This is a genomic window from Methylomicrobium lacus, assembly GCF_041897535.1.
Classification (GTDB): Bacteria; Pseudomonadota; Gammaproteobacteria; order Methylococcales; family Methylomonadaceae; genus Methylomicrobium; species Methylomicrobium lacus_A.
This window is the reverse complement of sequence record NZ_CP169217.1, coordinates 2,084,868-2,106,315: the sequence shown is the minus strand read 5'-3', so window position 1 is coordinate 2,106,315 and position 21,448 is coordinate 2,084,868. Positions and strand designations below refer to the sequence as shown.

The 21,448-nt window shown below is 53.0% G+C and carries 8 protein-coding genes, 1 pseudogene and 2 riboswitches; of the genes and pseudogenes, 7 read left to right on the top strand and 2 right to left on the bottom strand.

The features are described 5' to 3' along the window. Positions 1 to 13: 13 nt before the first annotated feature. Positions 14 to 471, bottom strand: a pseudogene (locus tag ACEPPP_RS09180) (phosphoenolpyruvate carboxylase). Between the two features lie 51 nt (positions 472 to 522). Between ACEPPP_RS09180 and ACEPPP_RS09175 the strand changes: the two are divergent. Further along, positions 523 to 1,272 (top strand): IS5 family transposase, encoded by a 750-nt coding sequence (locus ACEPPP_RS09175; RefSeq protein ID WP_374090783.1) that lies wholly within the window; start codon positions 523 to 525, stop codon positions 1,270 to 1,272. 82 nt (positions 1,273 to 1,354) lie between these two features. On the opposite strand, the gene acpA is transcribed toward ACEPPP_RS09175, so the two are convergent. Further along, positions 1,355 to 2,992: an acid phosphatase gene (gene acpA, locus ACEPPP_RS09170; RefSeq protein ID WP_374090782.1), complete on the bottom strand. Its 1,638-nt coding sequence runs from the start codon at positions 2,990 to 2,992 to the stop codon at positions 1,355 to 1,357. A 334-nt stretch (positions 2,993 to 3,326) separates the two neighbouring features. Here acpA and ACEPPP_RS09165 point away from each other — a divergent pair, with 334 nt between their 5' ends. From ACEPPP_RS09165 to ACEPPP_RS09140, 6 genes are all read left to right on the top strand, one after another. Next, complete coding sequence (locus tag ACEPPP_RS09165) at positions 3,327 to 3,824, top strand: hypothetical protein (protein WP_374090780.1); 498 nt, start codon at positions 3,327 to 3,329, stop codon at positions 3,822 to 3,824. A 574-nt stretch (positions 3,825 to 4,398) separates the two neighbouring features. After that, positions 4,399 to 4,485: riboswitch (cyclic di-GMP riboswitch) on the top strand. 46 nt (positions 4,486 to 4,531) lie between these two features. Then, positions 4,532 to 5,305, top strand: coding sequence for a hypothetical protein (locus ACEPPP_RS09160; protein WP_374090779.1), 774 nt, complete (start codon positions 4,532 to 4,534; stop codon positions 5,303 to 5,305). Between the two features lie 114 nt (positions 5,306 to 5,419). Next, entirely contained in the window at positions 5,420 to 7,039 is a 1,620-nt protein-coding gene (locus ACEPPP_RS09155) for a hypothetical protein (RefSeq protein WP_374090778.1), read from the top strand. A 253-nt stretch (positions 7,040 to 7,292) separates the two neighbouring features. Beyond that, positions 7,293 to 8,948 carry a ShlB/FhaC/HecB family hemolysin secretion/activation protein gene (locus tag ACEPPP_RS09150; RefSeq protein WP_374090777.1) on the top strand — a complete coding sequence of 552 codons (1,656 nt, stop codon included), beginning with the start codon at positions 7,293 to 7,295 and terminating at the stop codon, positions 8,946 to 8,948. Positions 8,949 to 9,016: 68 nt separating this feature from the next. After that, positions 9,017 to 9,094: riboswitch (cyclic di-GMP riboswitch) on the top strand. Between the two features lie 43 nt (positions 9,095 to 9,137). Continuing rightward, on the top strand, positions 9,138 to 19,223 hold the full coding sequence (locus tag ACEPPP_RS09145) for a filamentous haemagglutinin family protein (protein WP_374090776.1): 10,086 nt from the start codon (positions 9,138 to 9,140) through the stop codon (positions 19,221 to 19,223). 156 nt (positions 19,224 to 19,379) lie between these two features. Further along, positions 19,380 to 21,188, top strand: coding sequence for a DUF2341 domain-containing protein (locus ACEPPP_RS09140; RefSeq protein WP_374090774.1), 1,809 nt, complete (start codon positions 19,380 to 19,382; stop codon positions 21,186 to 21,188). Positions 21,189 to 21,448 lie beyond the last annotated feature (260 nt).

Below are 21,448 nucleotides of genomic sequence, written 5' to 3'. Positions count from 1 at the left end.
GAGAAGGAAGTCATTATCCGGTATTACGCATGCCGGCTGCAATTCCAGCAATAGTGACCTGCAAAGCTTGCTGTACCGTATCCTGATGTTCTGTATTGAAGCGTAACCGTCTAAGCATTTCCGCCTGCAGATAATGTAAAGGATCGAGGTAGGGATTTCTTAAATTGATTGCATCCCTAATCAATGGCTCATTGTCCAGCAAATGCGATTGCCTTTTAATCAGATTGACGCTGTCTTTTAAATTGGATAACTGTTGTCTTAATTGTTTTCCTAAAGGGTGAAGCCGGCTATCGACCAGCACTTTTCATAATATTCAACCATGTCACTGTCGGTCTTGGCTAAGACCATTTCCACTAGATCGATATGAGTGCGGAAGAAAGGCCAGTGACGATGCATGTCCTTCAAATTTTTCAACATTTCGTCGCTTGCTCCCTCCAGCGCTTGTTCGGTACCTAGCCAGGTAGGAACCATTAGGGGCTGTTGCCATTTTTACAATCTTCAGTCACAAAGAAAAAGCCATCTATGCCGCGACAACTGTTTACGGATGAACATTGGAACAAATTTAAAACCGTCCTGCTGAGCTTGAGGATTTATGACAAACCCACGCTTCGGCAAACAGTTGAAGGCATTTTTTATCGTATGCGAGTCGGCTGTCCTTGGAGAGACTTGCCGGCAGCCTTTGGAAAATGGAATGCGGTCTATAAGCGATTCAATGCCTGGTCGCTTCAAGAAAAATTAATGAGGCTCTTTCAGGCACTGGTTGTGGAGCCGGATTTGGAATGGGCATTCATGGATGGCAGTATCGTGAAAGCCCACCAGCATAGCAGCGGCGCAGCTCATGAACAGGAAACGGCGATCGGGAAATCGGTTGCGGGCAATACGACTAAAATTCACAGGGTTGTTGATGCGGGCGGCCTTCCCATCCATTTCTCGGTCACCGGAGGGGAAGTCCATGACTGCAAAGAAGCCCCGGAGTTGGTGGCCAAACTTCCCCCGGTTGAGTACATGGTCGCTGACAAAGGCTATGACAGTGAGCCTTTACGGATGCAAATTCGCGATCAAGGGGCTGTGCCGGTCATTCCAAGAAAACAGAGTTCAACCATCGGGAATGATGAAATGGATTGGTGTCTCTACAAATATCGCCACCTCGTTGAAAATCTGTTTGCGCGGCTAAAGCATTTCAGAGCCGTCGCCACACGATATGACAAATTGAAGCGCAATTTTGAAAGCGTCATCGCCTTGGCCTGTGCTTTCATCTGGCTACCGATGTGAAACGGCAACAGCCCCTAATGGTTTCCTGGGCTACGCAATCGCTCCTCTTTAAATTTGTCTCAGCGTCATCCAGGGATAGAGGTTATTCAAGCATGTTCGTCAGATCTCCCATGTTTTTCCGTACGCCTGACAATGGTTCCAGATTAAACCGCCGCGTAATAAATTTGATGATCGAAGTGGTGTCGTAAAGCGTATTGTCGATGTGATGCTTTTTCACAAACGGCGAAATAAAAATAGCCGGAATACGCGTGCCGGGCCCCCAGCGATCCGCTTGGGGTGGCGGGACATGATCCCAAAAGCCGCCATTTTCGTCATAGGTGACAATGATGAACATATTCGGCCACTGTGGACTGGCTTGTAGTTGCTTAACCACGTCAGCAATATGGGTATCACCCGACATGACGTCGGTATAACCCGGATGCTGATTCAAGCTACCTTGAGGTTTATAGAAAACGACTGCCGGTAACGTGCCGTTGGCTATATCTGTTTGCAGATCCGTGTAGTCCTTTAAATGCTGGGCGCGTTGCTCCCGCCCCGTCTCGGTGCTGGGGGCAAAGCGGCTAAAGTAGTTAAAAGGCTGGTGATGGGCCTGAAAATTGGCAGCGCCCTTCGCTTTGTTAAATATGACCTGGCGCGGCTTTTCCGGGCTTTGCGTTCCATCGATCAGTGCCAAGCGCCATGCTCCGGCATACCAAGTCCAGTCGATATGTTTTTCCGACAAGGTATCGCCAATGGTTTTTTCGGACTGTGGCGCAAGTGGCGCTGCAGCGCCTTTTGCATTCATATCGGCCAATAGGGCATTTCCGTTTTTTGCGGGTGGCGTACCGCTGGGCTGGAATGGCGGTTGCGTCAGATCGACGGCATAGCTGCGGTGAGTCATCGGATCAGCAGGCGTGAAATTAAAGTCTCCCGCATAGTCTGGTGCCGCCTGCATCGCACTACCGGGTTTGACAGCTAATTGCCCGGTATGCGGGTCCAGTATCGAAACACGGCCATCAGGCGCCTTGTCCATCGAAGGCGTGCAGGCGCAGACCAGCCAGAAATGATTCAAAAACGATCCGCCATATGCAGCCATAAAAAAATTATCGGCCAGAGTGTACTGCTGAGCTAATCGCCACATTGCCATGTTGGAGCCATCGTAATACCCCATCGTCAATCCGCCGGCATTGGAAAAGGCTGCAAATTGGTCATTACGGCCGGCGTGAATTTGTAATTGATGGTTATAAAAACGGTGCGTCAGATCTGGCGAGGCAGCCTGAATCCCACGCATTGAGGGCGAACCTCCGGGCTGTGCATCAATCTGAAACGGTTTATTGGGCAAACTGCCGACAAAGGTCCAGTTTGGATCACGACTGTTCCAGACCGTTGGCAAGCTAGGCAATAGGGTTTTGCCGTCGCGGTCGCGTTGTAAGTACGTATCAGGCTGGGCCAAGGCATTGGCGATGCCATTGGCGCCCGGAAACAAGCCGTAAAGATTATCGAAGCTACGGTTTTCGGCGTAAATCACCACGATGGTTTTGATCTTCTTGAGTCTGGATTCAGTGACTATCTGATCTGAACTGTTGTTTGGGGATGCCTGATGAGTACTGGCACATCCAACGACTAGCAGTGAAAAACCGGTCAATAATCCGATTGAGGTACGGCGATATTTGATGGGCATGTTATTTAAAATTGTTGATACTGATGAAATAAAAGCATTAACAGGCTGTTGAAAAAGCACCGTCCGAGGCGGCACGTGAGCTAATTTAAGGTTCGGACCCCGTCTTTTCAGCTCAAATTCGTAATCTTCTGAGGAAGTGTACCTGAAAAAAAATCAGTACCCTCAGCATTTTTGGTCATGTTGGCGGTGATTAATTCGATTACGGCAAAAACAGTTCTATCAGGTCAATTTTCATACTTTGGCAGCCCGGATTCGGCTTTGTCATAAAAAAGTCATCTTATTGTCGAATAATGTCGGCATCACGCAAATTCATGTACTTCTAAGCGGTGTTTAGAGGCATTGGAATGCCTTGTCCATAAATTTCATTGCAAAAGTTTTGACCTGTATCTGTTTTATGTCGTCAGAAGAAGAAATCATAGAAATCGAAAAAAAACAGAACATTTCCGTACGCTTGCACCACCATGACCGCAATGCGATCAGAACGGTTGCCGCCCGCCTTTTTGTACGGGAGTCGGAGATTTACCGTTTGGCCGTCAATAATTTCATCAGTAACTTCAGCAAGTTGGATGACGAGGAGTGTAGCGGCAGCGATTTGCTGCCGTTGTTTATCAAGTATCGAGCGGAATTGATTCACAGCCTGGGCTTGAAAAAACAACAGTTGTTCAAGACCATCAACAACGGCAATGTGCATCCGGACAAATTCGTTGCCATGGCCGACATTGAATTGCTCCTGCTGCCGCAACAGCAAATGCGCGGGCGTTTGTTGCAAATCGAAGAAGCTCAGGCCTACAAGCAGCTTGATACTAACATCTGGCTCGAAAATTATTTTATCGAGAAATACGGCTTGCAGAAAGATTTCGAGGAATGCTTTGAAATCTCCGACAAGGGCTGAGCCTATTCAACTACACCTCGACAATAGGTTAATGCTGTTCTAGGCGGGAAAATCGCGCAGGCCCCCTTCTCCTTTTTTCCGCTGTCCCTCAATCGCGGCTAAAGTCGCTCCTACAATCAAATACGGCGCTCGAAATTTGTCCGACCATCCCATCGGCAACCGGAAATAGGTTTAGCATGACTTAACCGGGCTGTTAGTATCTTAAGAATATCTGACAACGTAATGCATTACCTGAAATTGTCATCGTTCTGTAACTCCAGCCTCGCGTTAGATATGGATAATGCGCAACTGTCGAGCCCATCTGGTGCGGATGGGATAGACAGGGAATGCAGGAAGCCATCTGGCAACGTAATCAATAAAGTCTTTCGGGGGAGAGCGATTTGTTGTCTTCGGATATAACAATTTGCAGGAGCGCGTTAGGGAGCGGGAAAACTGAAAATGGGAAAGTGATAAGGGATGAAAAATGGTAGCGGGGGCAAGGCACTTTTAGGGGCAGGGACGGTTTGAAAAAGACCTTCAGCGAGTTCAGGACGGGCGGTTCCCCAATCGGTGAATATCGCAGTAAAAAACGAGCGTGTGAAAAAGCCACACCCGCTGCGAAGCGGGGACGGAAAGCCGCGGATCTTGTTGCCCACAAGCGCAATACAGCCGGGCTGTCACATCATGCCAATTAAGTTATTTAATTTTATTAAGCAAGAGGATTAATAATGAAAACTTTGAATAAAACACTGATCGCCGCGGCAATGCTGGCTGGCGCAGGGTCTGCAAACGCGAGTATCGCTTACGATCAAAGTGGCTCGAATGAAGCCTATTTGGCTGCATACGACATCACGACTGGCAAAACGTTTAACTTCGATACCGGCGTGACTTACGACAACCTGGTGGCAAACGAAAACAACTCGGCTTTCAGTTTGAATTTCGATTTTTCGGGCGACTCCAACTGGACCAATTTCATCACCGGCGCGAGCTTATCCAGCATCAAATACGTGGTTGCTGTCGGCAACACTAACGTTGGTGCAGCGATTACTTTGGATAGCCCATTGACCCCAAATGCTGAAGTAAACCAAGGCATATTTTTTGGGGCAGACGTGGCAACCGCCATTTCAGCCCACGCAATCGATATCAACAGCAAGGTTATTGTCAACAATGCGCAAAATCTGAGCACGTTAGCGTTGGATTCAGAAAGCCCTGGAGCTGGTCAGTTTGGTGAGGCTACGACTGTGTGGAACAGCTGGATTCAGGATCCGACTGCCTCATACGGCCAGTCGATCGGCTTCCAGTTAGGTGTTTTGGATCAAACTGATGGTCACAACATTGCTTCCACTTTTGCAGGCAAATGGCAACTGGCTGGCAACGGCCTGACTTTCTCTGCTCCGGCTGTTGCGGCAGTGCCGCTGCCTGCTGCGGTATGGCTGTTCGGCGCCGGTTTGATGACCATGCTGCGCGCAAACCGCCGGCCGTCAATGGCTCTGGCCGCCTAAGGCTCGACCTGTCTCTCGCCCGGTCCCCCGCAAAGGAAATCACGAGAGGCGGACAATGCTATAACCCTACCGCGGCCAGGTCGCGGGAATTTAAACACAAAACGCGAGAAAACCATGAAAAACCTTATCTTACGTTCCGCCGTGATCGCGGTGATGTCTGCCGGCGCGGCGCATGCCGACATCACGCTGGATGGCACCGGCAGAGTCACCGTAACGCCTACCAATACCTATGATATTTATCTGTCAGGCTCTTCCGCGGCGTTGGACTTCATCGAGCAGATATTGACGAATGCGGGCCTACCTACTGCCGACCAGTTGTGCGACTCTACTAAGCCAATCTACAAGTTCGCAGACAACAATGTCGCGAACAAAAACCAAAACGCTTACTATTGCTCGATCAACCCAAGCAATACCGCTCTCTCAGGGTTGGCTGCTGGTAAGACCGAACTGTTGATTTATAAACGCAGTTCAGGCGGATCAGCACAAGGAGTTGCACCACTGGTCGCCGAAGCGAAAGGCGCTGCCGGTTCGGCGATTTCGTTTTTGTTCGTCGATCCTAGCGTCTGTGACGTACCGTCAGCAGGTCCTGGTCTCCGTGTTGCGAAATGTACCTTTACCGACGGTACGGCCGGTCAATACCAGTCGCATGTGTCTGATTTCGGCGTTTCCGATGTGGATCCAGGCCAGTTCACCGGCTTAAATACGCCGTCTGGCTTCACGGCTGTCACTGCGAGCGACGTTGGGCTGTTGAACGTGAGCACCGCCGCAGCGCAAGTGTTCGGCATCCCGGTCACGCTGAGCCTGCGGAATGCGTTACAAAACGCGCAATTCCCAACCACCAGCGTCTGTAATCCAACCAATGCGGGTTATACCACCGGCTTTAATGGTACCGCCGAATCGGAAGCCTGCATGCCCAGCCTGACCCGCGATCAAGTCGGCAGCATCTTGGCCGGTAAACTGAACAGCTGGGATCAATTGAGAATTGGCACGACCGGTTTGTATGCTATGACTACCGCGACGGCTCCTAACGTGACCAAGCCTACTAGCTCTCGCCTGCACGTCTGCACCCGCACCAATGGTTCAGGCACCAAGGCGACCACCGGCATCAACTTCCTGAACTATCCTTGCACGGCGGCGGCTACTGCGTTGGCAGTTGATACCGGTACTACTGGTGAAGCGATTGCCAAAACGCAAGTGCATGCGCTGGCCTCTTCAGGCAACGTCACCGAGTGTCTCGATGAACTGGATAGCGGCAGCAACACAGTCGGCACCGCGTTCAACAATACCTATGGCTTTCGCTGGGCGATCGGTATTCAAGGTACGGATCAAAACGTCGATCTGGCTCATGCTTGGCGCTTCATTAAAATCGACGGCGCCGCGCCGACGATGGACAACGTAGCTTTAGGCCTCTACCACGATTGGGCCGAGTTGAGCTTCCAAACCAACAAAACCCACGTCTGGGATCAAAGCGAAGACGGCGTTGTGAACGAGTTTATTCGTGTTGCCGGCAGCCCGGTTGTGATGGGCGCCTTGAGAGCGACGGCAAGCTTCGGCGACACCGGCTTCCTGGCCAATCCGAAAAACTTTGCGCCTAACGTCAATGGTATCCTCGATCACACCAGTCCGGTCAACCCGTACAGCCATGCTACAACAGGCGCCGCAGTCAATAACTGCCGCGTTCCAGCCGTTTATAACCTGAGCAATCCAGCCGGCGCCGGCGTACAGCTTTATTAAGAAAATGAATGGTCACGGATGACTTGAATCAGGACGATTCATGATAAACCAGCCGTTTTCGGACGGCTGGTTTTTTGCATTTTTGAGCAAGCGCGTTGGTGCGGAACGGATTGAGACCGCGTCAAGTCAGCGCATCAGCCAAACGGCCTAGGCGTTGGGCTTTTTTAGTCACATAACATTAATATAAAACTGATAGATTTGTCAGGATTCGGTTTTCAAGGTGAAAACCTGTCAGTACACGTGGATGATATAGATGAAGCAGGTCAATAGACGCAAACCGGCCCGGATCTTAGGGTGGCTGGCGGGATGCATTTTTACAGTCGCCTTTGACGTGTTGGCTCAGGATGTTGAACAGCCAGCCCCAGCGGAGACTGAAGCCGTGCAGCAACAGCAGAATGCACCCCAGCAACCGGCCCTTTTCGATTTGCTGGAGCTTCGTGTCAAGGGGAATACCTTGCTGAACAAAAATGAATTGTCGCGCACCGTTTATCCCTTTTTAGGACCCAAGAAAAACATCGAAAGTGTGGATAAGGCGCGCGAGGCGCTGGAGAATCTCTACAAAGCCAAGGGCTATCAAACCGTCTCGGTCGATATTCCGGAGCAGGATGTCAAAAACGGCGTGGTGTATTTACAGGTTGTCGAGGGCAAGGTGTCGCGGCTGCGCGTGAACGAGTCGCGCTATTTCTCACTGGGAGCGATCAAGGCCGGCGTACCGGAACTTGCGGAAGGCAAGACCCCCAATTTGCCGGAAATGCAAAAGCAGTTGGCCGCCCTCGCAAAACAAAGCGAAGACCGCAAAATCACGCCGATTTTACGCGCCGGCGACACGCCGGGTACGCTGGAAGTGGATTTAAAGGTGAAGGATGAAATGCCCCTGCATGGGCGCGTCGAGTTGAACGGACGCAATACCTCCGCAACCACCCGTACGCGTCTGGTGTCTTCGCTCCGCTATGACAACCTGTGGCAGAAATTCCACAGCGCGTCGCTGATGTATCAGGTTTCGCCGGAGAATAACGAAGAAGTCGATGTCTGGGCCGGCACCTATGCGATGCCGTTGTTTGACTCCGATACCCGGCTGGTCTTTTATGGCGTCGGTTCTTCTTCGAATGCCCAAATCGCCAGTGCCGGTGCCTTGAATGTGATCGGTCAGGGCAGTATTTATGGCGTCCGGCTCGTGAAGCCGCTGATGAACCTGGACAATTATTTTCATAGCCTGACGCTCGGCATGGACTACAAGGATTTCCAGGAAAATTTGAACTTGGTCGGTTCCGACACCTTATCGACGCCGATTACCTATGCGCCATTCGTCGCGCAATATAGCGGCACGGTGCGGGGCGAGAAATCGATCGCCGCGTTCGATGTGGGCGCGCATTTTTCGGTGCGCGGCGTCGGCAACGATCAGAAAGAATTTGAAAGCAAGCGCTACCTGGCCAAATCCAATTACGCCTATTTAAGCGGCAATCTTAATTTTCGTCATGACCTGCCTTATGGCATGGAGTTCGCCAGCCGCTTTTCCGGGCAGATTGCGGACTCGCCGTTGATCAGCAATGAGCAGTTCTCGCTGGGCGGCGCGCAGAGCGTGCGCGGCTATTATGAAACGCAGGCCCTGGCGGATAACGCTATTCAGGGCTCGCTGGAGCTTTATTCGCCGCGGATCGTTCCGGACGACTGGGATTTTTTCAATAAATTTCAAGCACTGGTGTTTGTCGATGCAGGGCGGGGATGGATCAAGAAGGCTTTGCCGGGCAATGCCAGCGGATACACTCTGGCCAGCGCGGGAATGGGCTTGCATTTCAATATAGGCAAATTGTTTAGCGGTCTGCTGGATGTGGGCATCCCGTTCATTAGTCAGCAGAAAATCATGAGCGGAGATCCCCGGCTGCATTTTACGCTGGCGACCGAGTTTTAAGAATACGTAAGAAAACGTGTCTTTTGGCGGTGTTGACTGCCGATAGGCACAGATAATGAGACAAAAATACCATGCAAAGCCAAACCTGCCGCGAGGCAGGGACGGAAAGCCACGGGTCTTGCGATAAAGATGGCCGGGCTGCCTTTGTGAATCTTAAAGACAGACAGTTTTGTCATACGGGTTGGAAATATGATGGCCAGCGGTCATAGCAATAAATTATCCTGCATCGAATCTATCGATCTCTTCAAGTTAAAACCGGTGGTTTCGTGCATTCGTCTGGTTATCGCCGGCGGTTTGATTGCCGGCAACAGCCTGCCCGTGTACGCGGATCTGCCGGTGCCTTCGCCTAATTTTGTCGCTTCCGGGAGTGTGTTGCCGCCTCAGGTGACCGGCGATACCATGTTGATCAAACAAGAGACCGACAAGGCCATCCTGAACTGGCAGAGTTTCAATGTCGGCGCGAAAAATACGGTGCAATTCGTCCAACCCGGCAGTTCTTCTATCGCTCTGAACCGCATTCATCAGGCCGATCCAAGCCAAATTTTCGGCCAGATCAAAGCCAATGGGCAGATCTATCTGTATAACCAAAACGGTTTTGTCTTCGGCAAGGACTCTGTCGTCAACGCGAATTCTGTGCTGGCTTCGACTCTGAACATTACCGATGAGGTTTTCAACAGCGGCATCACTCGCGTGTTTGACGATGGCGGCAAGGCGGCGCTGGCGATCGAGCCCCAGCAGCCCGGCAGTTCTCTGGACCCTAAAACCGCATCGATTCTGATCGACGCTGGCGCCAAGATCCATGTGGAAAAAAACGGCCGCATTATTATCTCTGCGCCGACGATTGAGAACAAGGGATCACTGTCCGCGGACGAGCAGGGCCAAATCATCCTGGTGGCCAGTCAGGACAAGGTTTATCTGCAACCCGCAGACAAGAACAGCCCGTTTGCCGGCTTGCTGGTGGAAGTCGATACCGGCGGCAAGGTCACCAATGCGGGCGACATTTTGGTTCGGCAGGGTAATGCGACACTGGAAGGCTTTGCCGTCAATCAGAACGGCCGGGTCACCGCCACCACGTCCGTGAATGTGAACGGCTCGATCCGCCTAGTGGCCGAAGAGGCACACGGCATTCAGGGCAATACCTTGGTCGCGACCAAAACCTCCCGTGCCGCCGACAAAGGCGACGGTTTAGGGACTAAATCCAAATTAAGATTTGGTTCCGGCAGTACAACACAGGTTATCGCGGATAACGACGGTGGCGCCGCGATTGACGAACAAGCACAGCCGCAATCCTATGTTCAGGCCAAAGCGCATACCGTTGCGCTGGAGTCCAATGCGGCCGTCGTCGTACCCGGCGGCAAGGTAGATATCACGGCCACGGATAACTTGATTTCGCCCACTCAAGGCACTTCCGGCCGGGTTTTCATGGACAAAGGCGCCTCGATCGATGTGTCGGGTGAAAAAGGAGTGAGTGTGGCGATGGAGCGCAATGTCGGCGAGATTTCGGTACAAAGTTACGAACTTCGCGATGCGCCGTTGCAAAAAACAGGCGTATTGAAAGGCGAGACAGTCCGAGTAGATCTGCGCAAGGATACCAATATTATCGATACCAGCGGGGCCGTGGCGCGGATTCAGCGTGGAATCAAAGAACGCTTGAGCAAAGGCGGCGAAATAAAGTTGACCTCGAGCGGCGACGTCGTGATCAATGACGGCGCCAAGCTCAATATTTCTGGGGGGTCGGTCAATTACCGTTCCGGTTATATCGGTACCACCAAACTGTTAACCGATTATGGAAAGATCGTCGATATCAGCGATGCTGATCCCAATCAGCATTATGTATCGATCTTTGGCGTCGTCAAGGAGGTTCACACAAAATGGGGAACCGAGAGAGTTTGGAACACGCTCGAACAGTTTGGGAAGGGGAAGTTTGAACAAGGCTACCGGGAGGGCAAGGATGCCGGATCGCTCAATATCCGGGCGCCAAATTTACTGATGAATGGCGATTTGATCGCCGGTTCCGATGCTGGGCCTTACCAACGGCTTCCCGGCTTACGTCCAGACGGCGGCAGCTTTGTGTTCGATTCGTCCGTATTTCCGACCGCATTTACGGACGTTCGCTTTCAATCCGATAAATCCCCGGTTTTGCTAGGCTTGGACGATCCGTTTCCGACAGGTACGGGCGACAAGCCGCAAGCGGTGGTGCTGTCAACGCAATTGTTCAATCAGTCGGGAATTCAGCATTTAACGGTTAAAACCCGGGGGGAAGCGTCGCTGACCGAAGATGCCGATGTCCGGATGGTCCCGGGCGGTGAGTTTTCGCTGCAAGCGGGCGCGATCGACGTACAGGGTCGGATTCATGCCGCCGGTGGCTCAATCGACCTGGCTATCGCCCAAACCTTGGGTGATGTGCATCTGGGCGCGTCATCGGTTTTAGACGTTTCCGGACGCTGGATCAATGATTTGCAGCAAGGTTTATCGGCAGTGCCTGCCGATCCGTTGTATCTGGACGGTGGTTCCGTTAAGGTTCATTCGGTTGGCGATTTGTATTTTGACGCCGGAGCGAAAATCAGTGCGGACGGCGGCGCCTGGCTGGCGCAAAATGGTAAATTGAGCGCCGGTAATGGTGGATCAATCGACTTGGCGGCAGTGGGTCTCGGGACGTCATCGGCTGTCCATTTGGATGGCAAATTGTCCGCCGTGGGCATCAGTAAAGGCGGCAGCCTCACGTTGAACAGTGGCGAGATTATTCTCGGTAACGCAGGCTCCAAGACCACCGATCCATTACGGTTGGCGGTGAAAAATGGCGTTTTTGCTTTTGATCCGGAATCGGGTTTCGGTGCAATCAAACTGCTCGGCAATCTCGAAGGCGTAACGGTCGGATCAGATGTGAATCTAAATCTCAAGACCAGAAATCTGGTTCTAAATAGTGACTACCTGCAAAAGGCTAGCGCGGATTCGATACGCCCTATTGCGAATATGCGGCTTTTGCCCGAGCATTTGCGTCAGTCGTTCGCGCTAAGTCTGGCTGGTACACGAGATGTAGTAGTCGCAACCGGCAGTTCTATCGCAACGGACGTTGGATCGACCGTCAGTTTGGCTTCCTCGCTAGGCAGCATTTATGTGGACGGGCGTATTGCGGCGCCGGCCGGCACGATCAATGTGTCGATCAATCCGGTAGACGGTTCCGAATATGATCCTTCTCAAAATGTCCGTTTGGGTAGCCGTGCAGAACTGCTTGCGCAAGGAGCCACACTGCTGAACCCGATTGACGTCTTGGGGCGCCGCACGGGCGAGGTATTGGACGGCGGGCAGGTCCATTTCGATCTGAAAAGAGGATATTTTATTGCCGAACAAGGGTCTTTGATCGACGTTTCCGGGACGCATGCGGTTCTTGATTTACCATCAACAAATAAAGGCACAGGAGCGATGGACAATGTCTATGTGCCGGCCGATGTGGCTTCCAACGCTGGCGGGATTGCCATCACGGTTGCGGAAGGAGTGGTACTGGACGGCAGTATGCGAGGGTTTGCCGGCTCGGACTCGACACGCAGCGGCAGCTTGTCGTTAACATTAGATAATTCACATCGCCAGCCGCCCGATTTTCCGCTAACGCCTTTCCCCAATAATCTATTGACTATCCAAGTCAGGGAAAATCAACAGACGTTGTTCGACTCCAATATACAGTTTGGGGATGCGATTCCTGACAGCTATAACGGGCAGATGGTCGTAGCCGCTGACACGCTGGATAAAGGCGGCTTTGGCGACGTACGGTTGTCCGCACTGAACGAGATACGTTTTGCAGGCGATGTGAATCTGTCTGCAAAGGCGCGTCTGGATCTGGACGCGAGCAAAATCAGTTGGGCCGGTTTAAACGGCGCAACCAGCGGGACCGTCAATCTGAACACCGCTTTTTTAAGAATGGGGTCTTCGCAAACCCGGACAGTCAATACGCTTCCCTTAGCTGGCGAAGGGGTTTTCAATGCCCATGCGCAATGGATTGAATTGTTCGGTGCGACTCGCTGGGACGGTTTCAGCCATATCAACCTGAATAGCGCGCACGACATGCGGGCCGTCGGCATCCGCGCAGGAGCGGATCGCGATTTTCTGGGCGCAATGGTGACTGCCGCCGATCTGAATTTGAACGCCAGCCAGATTTATCCGGCCACATTGAGCAATTTCACTTTTGCGGTCCGCAACAACCCGAATGGCCAAATTAACATAACCGGCGCCAATACCGATCAATCGCCGTTGTCCGCAGCCGGCGTATTAAACTTTGAAGCGCCGGTGATCAATCAGACCGGTGTGATCAAAGCGCCGCTGGGTACGATCAATCTGAAGGCGGGTTCTCAGTTGACGCTCGGCGAGAACAGTTTGACCTCGGTATCTGCCGCCGGCCAAGTCATTCCTTTCGGGGTGACGCAGGGCGGGCTCGACTGGTTGTACCCGTTGGATTCCATCCGGAATTTGGTATTTAACACGCCTCCTGAAAAGAGACTGCTTCTGCAAGCGCCGGAGGTCGTCATGGCAAAGGGCAGCACCGTCGATCTTTCCGGCGGCGGCGACCTCTATGCATACGAATTTCTGCCGGGTTCCGGCGGCTCCTACGACTACTTGCAGCCCGGCAGCGGTTCTTATCAGGGCGGTTTTGCGATTTTGCCTGGTTTGGGTGCAAATCTGGCGCCATATGATCCTTTTCAATATGCCAGTGGAGGCATTGACTTTGGCAAACAGGTGTATTTAAGCGGCACGGATAACCTGCCTGCCGGCATTTACTCCGTATTGCCTGCCCATTACGCCTTGCTGCCCGGCGCATTTTTGGTGACGCCGCAAGCCAATACACAGGATCAGACGTTAACGACAAAGACTATTAATGGGCTATCGGTGGTGGCGGGCTATGAATTGATGGCCGGGACGGGTACGCGTGATGCTCGCTGGAGCGGATTCCGCATCGAAAGCGGCGCAGATATTCGCAAACATTCACAATACGAAGAACATCTGGCCAATGACTTCTATTCGGCGAAAGCCTTGAAAAACGAAACGGCTGTGCCGGTTTTACCTAAGGATAGTGGCCAGATTTCGATTATTGCCCAGACCAAGTTGATGTTGGACAGCGAGTTTATGGTAGATGCGCTGTCCGGTGGCCGGGGCGCGAGAATGGACATCGCTTCCGATAATATCGCAGTCGTTGGCCAACTGAGTGCGACGCCCACGGTCGGCACCCTGGAAATTTTAGATACCGACCTGAGCGGATTGAAAATAGATAGCCTGCTGTTGGGAGGCGCGCGCAGCTTCGACGCAACGTCTGGGGAAACCAAAGTCAGCGTTAATGCGAAGCAAGTCGTGTTCGGCGAGGGCAGCAAAGTCAATGTCTCAGATATGATCGTGGCTGCGACCAATCGAATCGATGTGCAGAACGGTGCGGCGCTGGCGGCAAACGGCTCTGTCAATACCGGCGATAAGGCGCTGAATATTACGGGTAATGGCGCATTGTTGCGGATTTCCGGCGACAAACAGGTTACGTTGAACAGGACCAATGCATCCGGCGCTACCGGAGAATTGAACATTGCAGCAGGTTCGACTCTGTCCGCGTCGGAGTCGATGCTGCTCGATGCCAGCAAGTCAACCCAACTGTCAGGCGATATTTTAATGCAGGGCGGATCGCTGAGCCTGTCCGCGACTACGATCAATCTCGGTGAAGTCGATAATCTGGGCGGCAATGCACTGAATCTGTCCAATCTAAAGCTGCGTAACCTTGCGGTGGATGAATTGGTTCTCACCGGACGCGACAGTGTCGGCATCTATGGCAATCTTGGTCGTGTGGATGACAGCGGACTTCCGGTACTCGGTTCCGATGGGTTGCAAAATCCCATTCAATTCAAGAGTCTGGTGATCAACACGGCCGGCTTTACCGGCCACGGCGCGGCCGGAGACCAGGCTGGAATCCAGGCCGGCAGCCTGCGTCTGCAAAATACCTTTGCGGCCGTAAACCACCAGACGGTCGATGGTCATGGGCTGTTGAATTTGTCGGGGGATAGCATTGAAATCGGTAACGGCAACTTTACCCTTCAGGGCTTCGATGGGGTCGCGATTGACGCCGGCAATGAGTTCAGGCTCAAGGGTACGGGAAATCTTAATGTCGCCGCCGATCTGAATGTGGCGACGCCCGCGCTGACGACTGATGGTGGCGCCGATATCAAATTGAATGCGGCCGGACACAATGTCCAATTTGCGGCCTTGACAACAGCGAAGACAGTCGGCAGCGGTTTCGGTGCCGCCTTTAATGTGATTGGCGATGCGATTTCGTTTGATACGAAAGCCTTGCTGCCGTCCGGCAGCCTTGGCCTTCATTCGACATCGGGAGATGTAACGATTGGCAGTCAAGCCCAGCTTGATTTAGGCGGCAGCGGGGTCGCTTTTGCGGATAAAACCGAATATACGCCGGGCGGCGATCTGAAAATAACGGCTGATCACGGCAAGGTGATCCTGGCGGCCGGGTCAACAGTCAATTTGGACAGCGGAGGCGGCAAAGCGCCTGGAGGACAATTGACTCTGCAAGCGCCTGAGCAGTCGATTGCCTTACTGGGCCAGTTGAAGGCGTCGGGGGGGAGCGCGACACTTGATGTCGCCGACTTCGATACAACAGCCAATTTCGATGCTTTGATGAATAAGCTGGGCGATGCAGGCATCAATCATGCCATCGATTTCCGCACGCGTACAGCCGATATTGTGCAGGCCGCAGATTCGTCGATAAACGCACAAACCGTAACTCTGTCGGCGGATCGCGGTGCGATCAGCCTGGCCGGGGCCATTAAAGCCGATGCCGCAGGAACCGGCGGGCAAATCAAACTTTACGCCGGGGACGGCATTACGCTGGAGAACGGTTCCACTCTGACTGCAAAAGGTCTGGGCAGCGACGCCAAAGGCGGCTCGGTTCTGCTGTCTTCGGTTGATGCGGATAACGATAATGTGAGCGGCATCAATCTGAAGGCGGGTAGCGTGATCGATGTCAGAGGCGGGACGGCGGGAAATGGCGGGGAAGTCACCCTGCGCGCCTTGCGCGCCGGGAACGGCGTCAACATTCAGCCTCTTGCCGGTTCGGTTAAGGGCGCCAGTCATTTTTATGCGGAAGGCGTCAAGAAATATAGCGATGCTAACGGCATCATTACGAGCTCCGATATCGATAAAATCAAAGCGGATACCGACGCTTATATGGCCCCGGCAAACATGCTTGCGGTGACAAACACGCTGGGCGGCGGCATCCGGTTGCGGCCCGGTGTGGAGATTGATTATAACGGCGATCTGGTATTACAGGATAAATGGGATTTTGTCGATTGGCGCTATAACGAAGGAACCGGTTTAAGCGATCTTCCCGGGACTTTGTCGCTGAACGCCAGCGGCAAGATTATCCTGAATGCATCGATTTCGGACGCTTTCAAGGACGGAACCCTTTATTACGATATGGTTCAAGTTAAGGATATGTTGCAAAGCGGCGATTCCTGGTCATATCAAGTGACTGCCGGTTCTGATTTGGCGGCAGCCGATCGGGCTATGACGAGCGCGAACAAGAATCTCGTGATCGGTCCCGATGCGAGCGTCAGAACGGGCACCGGCGACATCGGACTCGTATCGGGGGGCAATATCGTGTTCACCAATGATACCTCGACGGTTTACAGTGCCGGCAGGCCGAGCGATGCCGATCGTTTCGGAACTCTACAAGACTTGAGTGTCGCATTCCAGTTTTATTCGGAATATCCTGTCGACGGCGGCGATCTTGTTATGAAGGCCGGAGGGGATATACAAGGCGCGGCAACCAATCAGTTTATCAGTCCATGGCTGGTGCGCCAGGGCAACTGGACAACTAATGCCAATCATGCCGAGGAAGTTCCGACCGCATGGGGTGTGGCGCTCGGCTACCTGCCTGCCGAGCAAGGCATTGGCAATGTCGCCGATGCCGATGCGCCGTTGTTCAGACAAAATGTCGGGTCGTTTGGAGGCGGCAAGGTTGAAATATCCGCTTCTGGCAATATCAATGACCTGTCCGTTATGATGCCGACAACCGGTAAGCAAATCGGTCAACCTGTCGCGGATCCCCACGATCCTAATCCGTCTTCCCTTGATTTCATAACCAATGACGTGCAGGTTCAGGGCGGTGGCGAGATGCGCATTTCGGCCGGTGGTAATATCGCGGGCGGCGCGTATTTCCTGGGGCAAGGTCAGGGCTCGCTGACAGCCGACGGCGCGATTAAAGGCGGCAGCCAGTTCACTGCGGGACCGCAATTGGTGATGGGCGATGCCCAAATCGATTTGGTGGCAAAGAAGGATTTGAGTCTGGCCGGTGTTTCCGATGCGATGGTGCTGAATTCCGGCGACACCAATTTCTTTACTTACGGCGATGCCAGCGCGGTCAGCGCGAGCGCGTTGGCCGGCAATGTGCATCTGAATTCTGATCTTTCCGTGATCGACAAGTTTGTGCAATTGGGAGACAACCAGAAAAAGTTGGCCGGCATTTATCCGGGAACGCTACAGTCAACGGCTTTCGGCGGCAGCGTGATGCTCGATAACCAGATCATCTTGTTCCCGTCGGCGCAGGGCGCTCTGAATCTGTCGGCGGTACAGGACATTACTTCTAAGGGAGATACGAACCGGCTGGGCATGTCTGACGCGGATCGGTCGCTATTACCTTCCGCTTTGTTGCCGGTCGCGCGGAACAATATGAGCGATGCGGCGGCGCGTCTTAATCCTTTCGGTTTGCCTGCTCTGGTACATGCCGCTACGCCGCTGCATGCCGGTGATAGCGAGCCGGCGCGACTGGTAACCAATCAGGGCGATATCAAAAATATCCAGTTCAGCCTAGCTAAAAAAGCGCTGGTGCAAACCGGACGCGATTTTAAAAATGTGTTGTTGCTCGTTCAGCATGCCAATTCCAACGACGGTTCTCTTTTAAACATCGGTCGTGACCTTGTTTACACCAGCGACCGGAGTTCGGACGGCGCGTTGATTAATAACCCGAATAAGATTGAAATTTCAGGTCCGGGCGAAGTGCTGGTCAAGGCCGGGCGCAATGTGGATCTCGGCGCATCGGGCGGTTTGTCGACACTCGGCAATCTGGTGAATCCCGTCTTGGCGGATCGGGGCGCCAACATCTCCGTGATGACCGGCTTGAACGGCAAGGAGCCTGATTACGTTGCCTTTATCGATAAGTATCTGGTGGGTAGTGAGACTTATGCTGCCGATTATGCCAAGGTTTCTGGGCTGATTACCGATTTTATGCGCGAACACACCGGCAATCCGCTGTTGTCTGCGACTGACGCTTTGGCCGGATTCAAAGCATTGAAGGCCAATGACTATTTGGAAATTCAGCCGCGACTCAATGCGCTGATATTGCCGGCTTATATGAACGAAATCCGGGAGTCGGGTTCGGCTTCGGCAGGTTCCGGAAATCTGGGCAACGAACGAGGTTATGCGGCGATAGAAACCTTATTCCCGGGGGCGTCATGGAAAGGCGATCTGAGCTTGTACTTCAGTAAAGTTCAAACACTGGACGGCGGCGACATCAATCTCTTGGTGCCAGGCGGGCAGGTTAACGCCGGTTTGGCGGTGGCGTTTACGGGGGCGAAAAAATCCTCGGAATTGGGCATCGTCGCGCAAAAAGATGGTGCGGTCAATGCGGTGGTGAACGGAGATTTTCTGGTAAACCAGTCGCGGGTATTCGCGCTGGATGGTGGCGATATCACTCTATGGTCTTCCAATGGAGATATTGATGCAGGCCGCGGTGCCAAGTCGGCGATCGATGCGCCTCCTCCTGTCGCCAGCTTCGATAAAAACGGCAATTTGCAGATTACGTTTCCTCCCATCGTTTCCGGAAGCGGTATCCGAACCGCCGCAAGCTCAAGCAGCACGATTCCGGGGAACGTGTATTTGTTTGCTCCGAAAGGCGTGGTGAATGCCGGCGAAGCAGGTATCGGCGGCACCAACGTGACGATCTCCGCGACCGCGGTCTTAGGCGCAAACAACATTCAGGTGAGTGGCATAGGTACCGGTGTGCCGGTCGCTTCCACGGGCAGTTTGGCTGCCGGTTTGACGGGCACCAGCAATCTTACCGCAAGCGTGAGTCAGGTCGCCCAAGCGGCAACCGGCGTAGATAATGACGATACTACGGAAAAAGCCCAAAATGCAGCTTTGGGCATGTTGAGCGTCGACGTGATCGGCATAGGAGATTCGGATCCGGAGGAAAAGAATTCACCGCAACAGAAGCGCTCATCGCGCAGCACCTCATAACTTGATCCTCTATCCGTTAAAAAACCGGCTTTATAAAAATAAAGCCGGTTTTTTAATCGGCGCTGAATAAATCCAAGCCGTCAGCGGTGTTGGCGTCATATTTATGTAATGAGACTTTGAAATAATTCCACGGCTTAAACGTAAATGAGAGAAAGAATGAAAAAGTTTGGCGTTCTATTTTTGTTACTTGTGTTGGCTCCGTCCATGGCATCGGCCTGGTGGAACGAAGACTGGGCATACAAGAAAAAAATAACGTTGGACATGCAAAAGCTGCAACAGGACGGAGTCACTGTGCCGGCGTCGGCTTTTGCTTTGATCCGCCTGCATATGGGCAACTTCGGCTTTTTTGCCGATCTTGCGGATAAAGGTAAGGATGTTCGCGTATTGGCGGGCGACGAAAAGACGCCGCTGAAATTCTTTATCGAAAAACTCGACACGGTCAACCAGATGGCGTTGATCTGGGTCAAGTTGCCCGCCGACATCGCTACCGCCGAGGAGCCGGCCGTTTGGCTGTATTATGGCAATCAGAACGCCACGGATGCACAGGATGCGGGCGGGGCTTTCGACGCCAATCAGGTGTTGGATTATGCATTTGACCGCGCCGGCACCAAGGATGCGACGGCTTACGGCAATAACCCGAGCGAGTCGAGCGCAACCGCTGTAGAAGGCGGATTGATCGCCGATGCCGCGGTATTCAATGGCAGTCAAATTGTCCGGGTGCCGGCCACTCCGGCGCTGCAAATGTCAACGGTTTCCGGTTGGACCGTTTCGGCCTGGGTAAAAATTGACCAGGCGCAAAACAACAGCGTTATTTTTCAAAGATCGGGTCCCGGCAGCACTGTGACCTTATCCATCTTGGGGGAAACGCCTTATGCCGAAGTCGAGGCCGGTTCCAAACAGGAAATCAAGGGGCCGGTGCCGTTAACCAAAGGTACATGGCATCATCTGGCTCTGAGTGCGGAAACTGCGAACTTGGTGTTGTATGTCGATGGGGTGTCCGTAGGCTCTTTGGGTGTGGAGACTCGTGATTTGACCGGTGAATTGACGCTAGGCGCGGATGCTAAAGGCGCGCGCGGCTTTACCGGCATGCTAGATCAATTGGCGGTATTCAAGACCGTGCGTGACGCCAATGCAATCAAGTTCGATTTTGCAATGCAGGGCTCTGCCGGAGCGGTGCTGGCTTACGGTGAGGACAGCACTCCTGACAGCGAGGAGGGCGGCGAAAACCTGATTATGGGGTCGATCAAGAATGTGACCACGGACGGCTGGGTGATTATCGGCATCCTTGGCGTCATGTTCGTGATCAGCTGGATGGTGATGATCGTTAAAGCGATCGTACTGAACCGGATCAGCCGCGAAAACAAACGTTTCGGGCAGGCTTACAGCCAGTTGACGACGCAGGAAATAGGCAACCTGAACAGCGAGGACGATGAAGACGATCAGGACTATGACGAATCGGCATTGTTGTTATCGTTCACCAAGAGCCATGGCGCGTTTACAGGGTCGAGCATCTACCGTGTCTACCATGTCGGCGTCGAGGAAATGAACCGGCGTCTGAAGAAAGGGACTCGCGTCAAGGACAGCGAACCAAGACTTACGTCGCAATCGATGGAGGCGGTCAAGGCCACGATGGATGCTGCGCTGATCCGGGAACTGCAAAAACTGAATTCGCAAATGGTTCTTCTGACCATCGCGATCAGCGGCGGGCCGTTCCTAGGGTTGCTCGGCACTGTGATCGGGGTCATGATCACGTTCGCCGCGATCGCGGTCAGCGGCGAGGTCAACGTGAACGCGATCGCGCCGGGTATCGCCGGCGCGCTGACTGCAACGGTGGCCGGTTTGGCCGTGGCCATTCCCTGCCTGTTTGGTTACAACTATCTCGGCAGCCGCATCAAGGAAATCACCGCTGACATGCAGGTGTTCGTCGATGAATTCGTCGCGAAGCTGGCCGAGCAGCATACCTAAGGCATACCGATTACGCAATGGTTGTCATACCCGCCAGGACGCGGGTTGACTCTTGGATGCTGGCGATAAAGCAAGGCAGGGAGCCGTTGCTTTATCCAGAGCCAAGGATGGCAAACTTAATACGGCCATGCGGCCTCGGCAACGGCTCCTGTGTTGCCTACCTCCTGCATCTGTGCGGTCGTGGATTTCGACAATCCAGGCTGAGATGACGACAAGTCTTATAGGTGTCTTGGACCTAACGGTATCCGGTTAAAAAATCA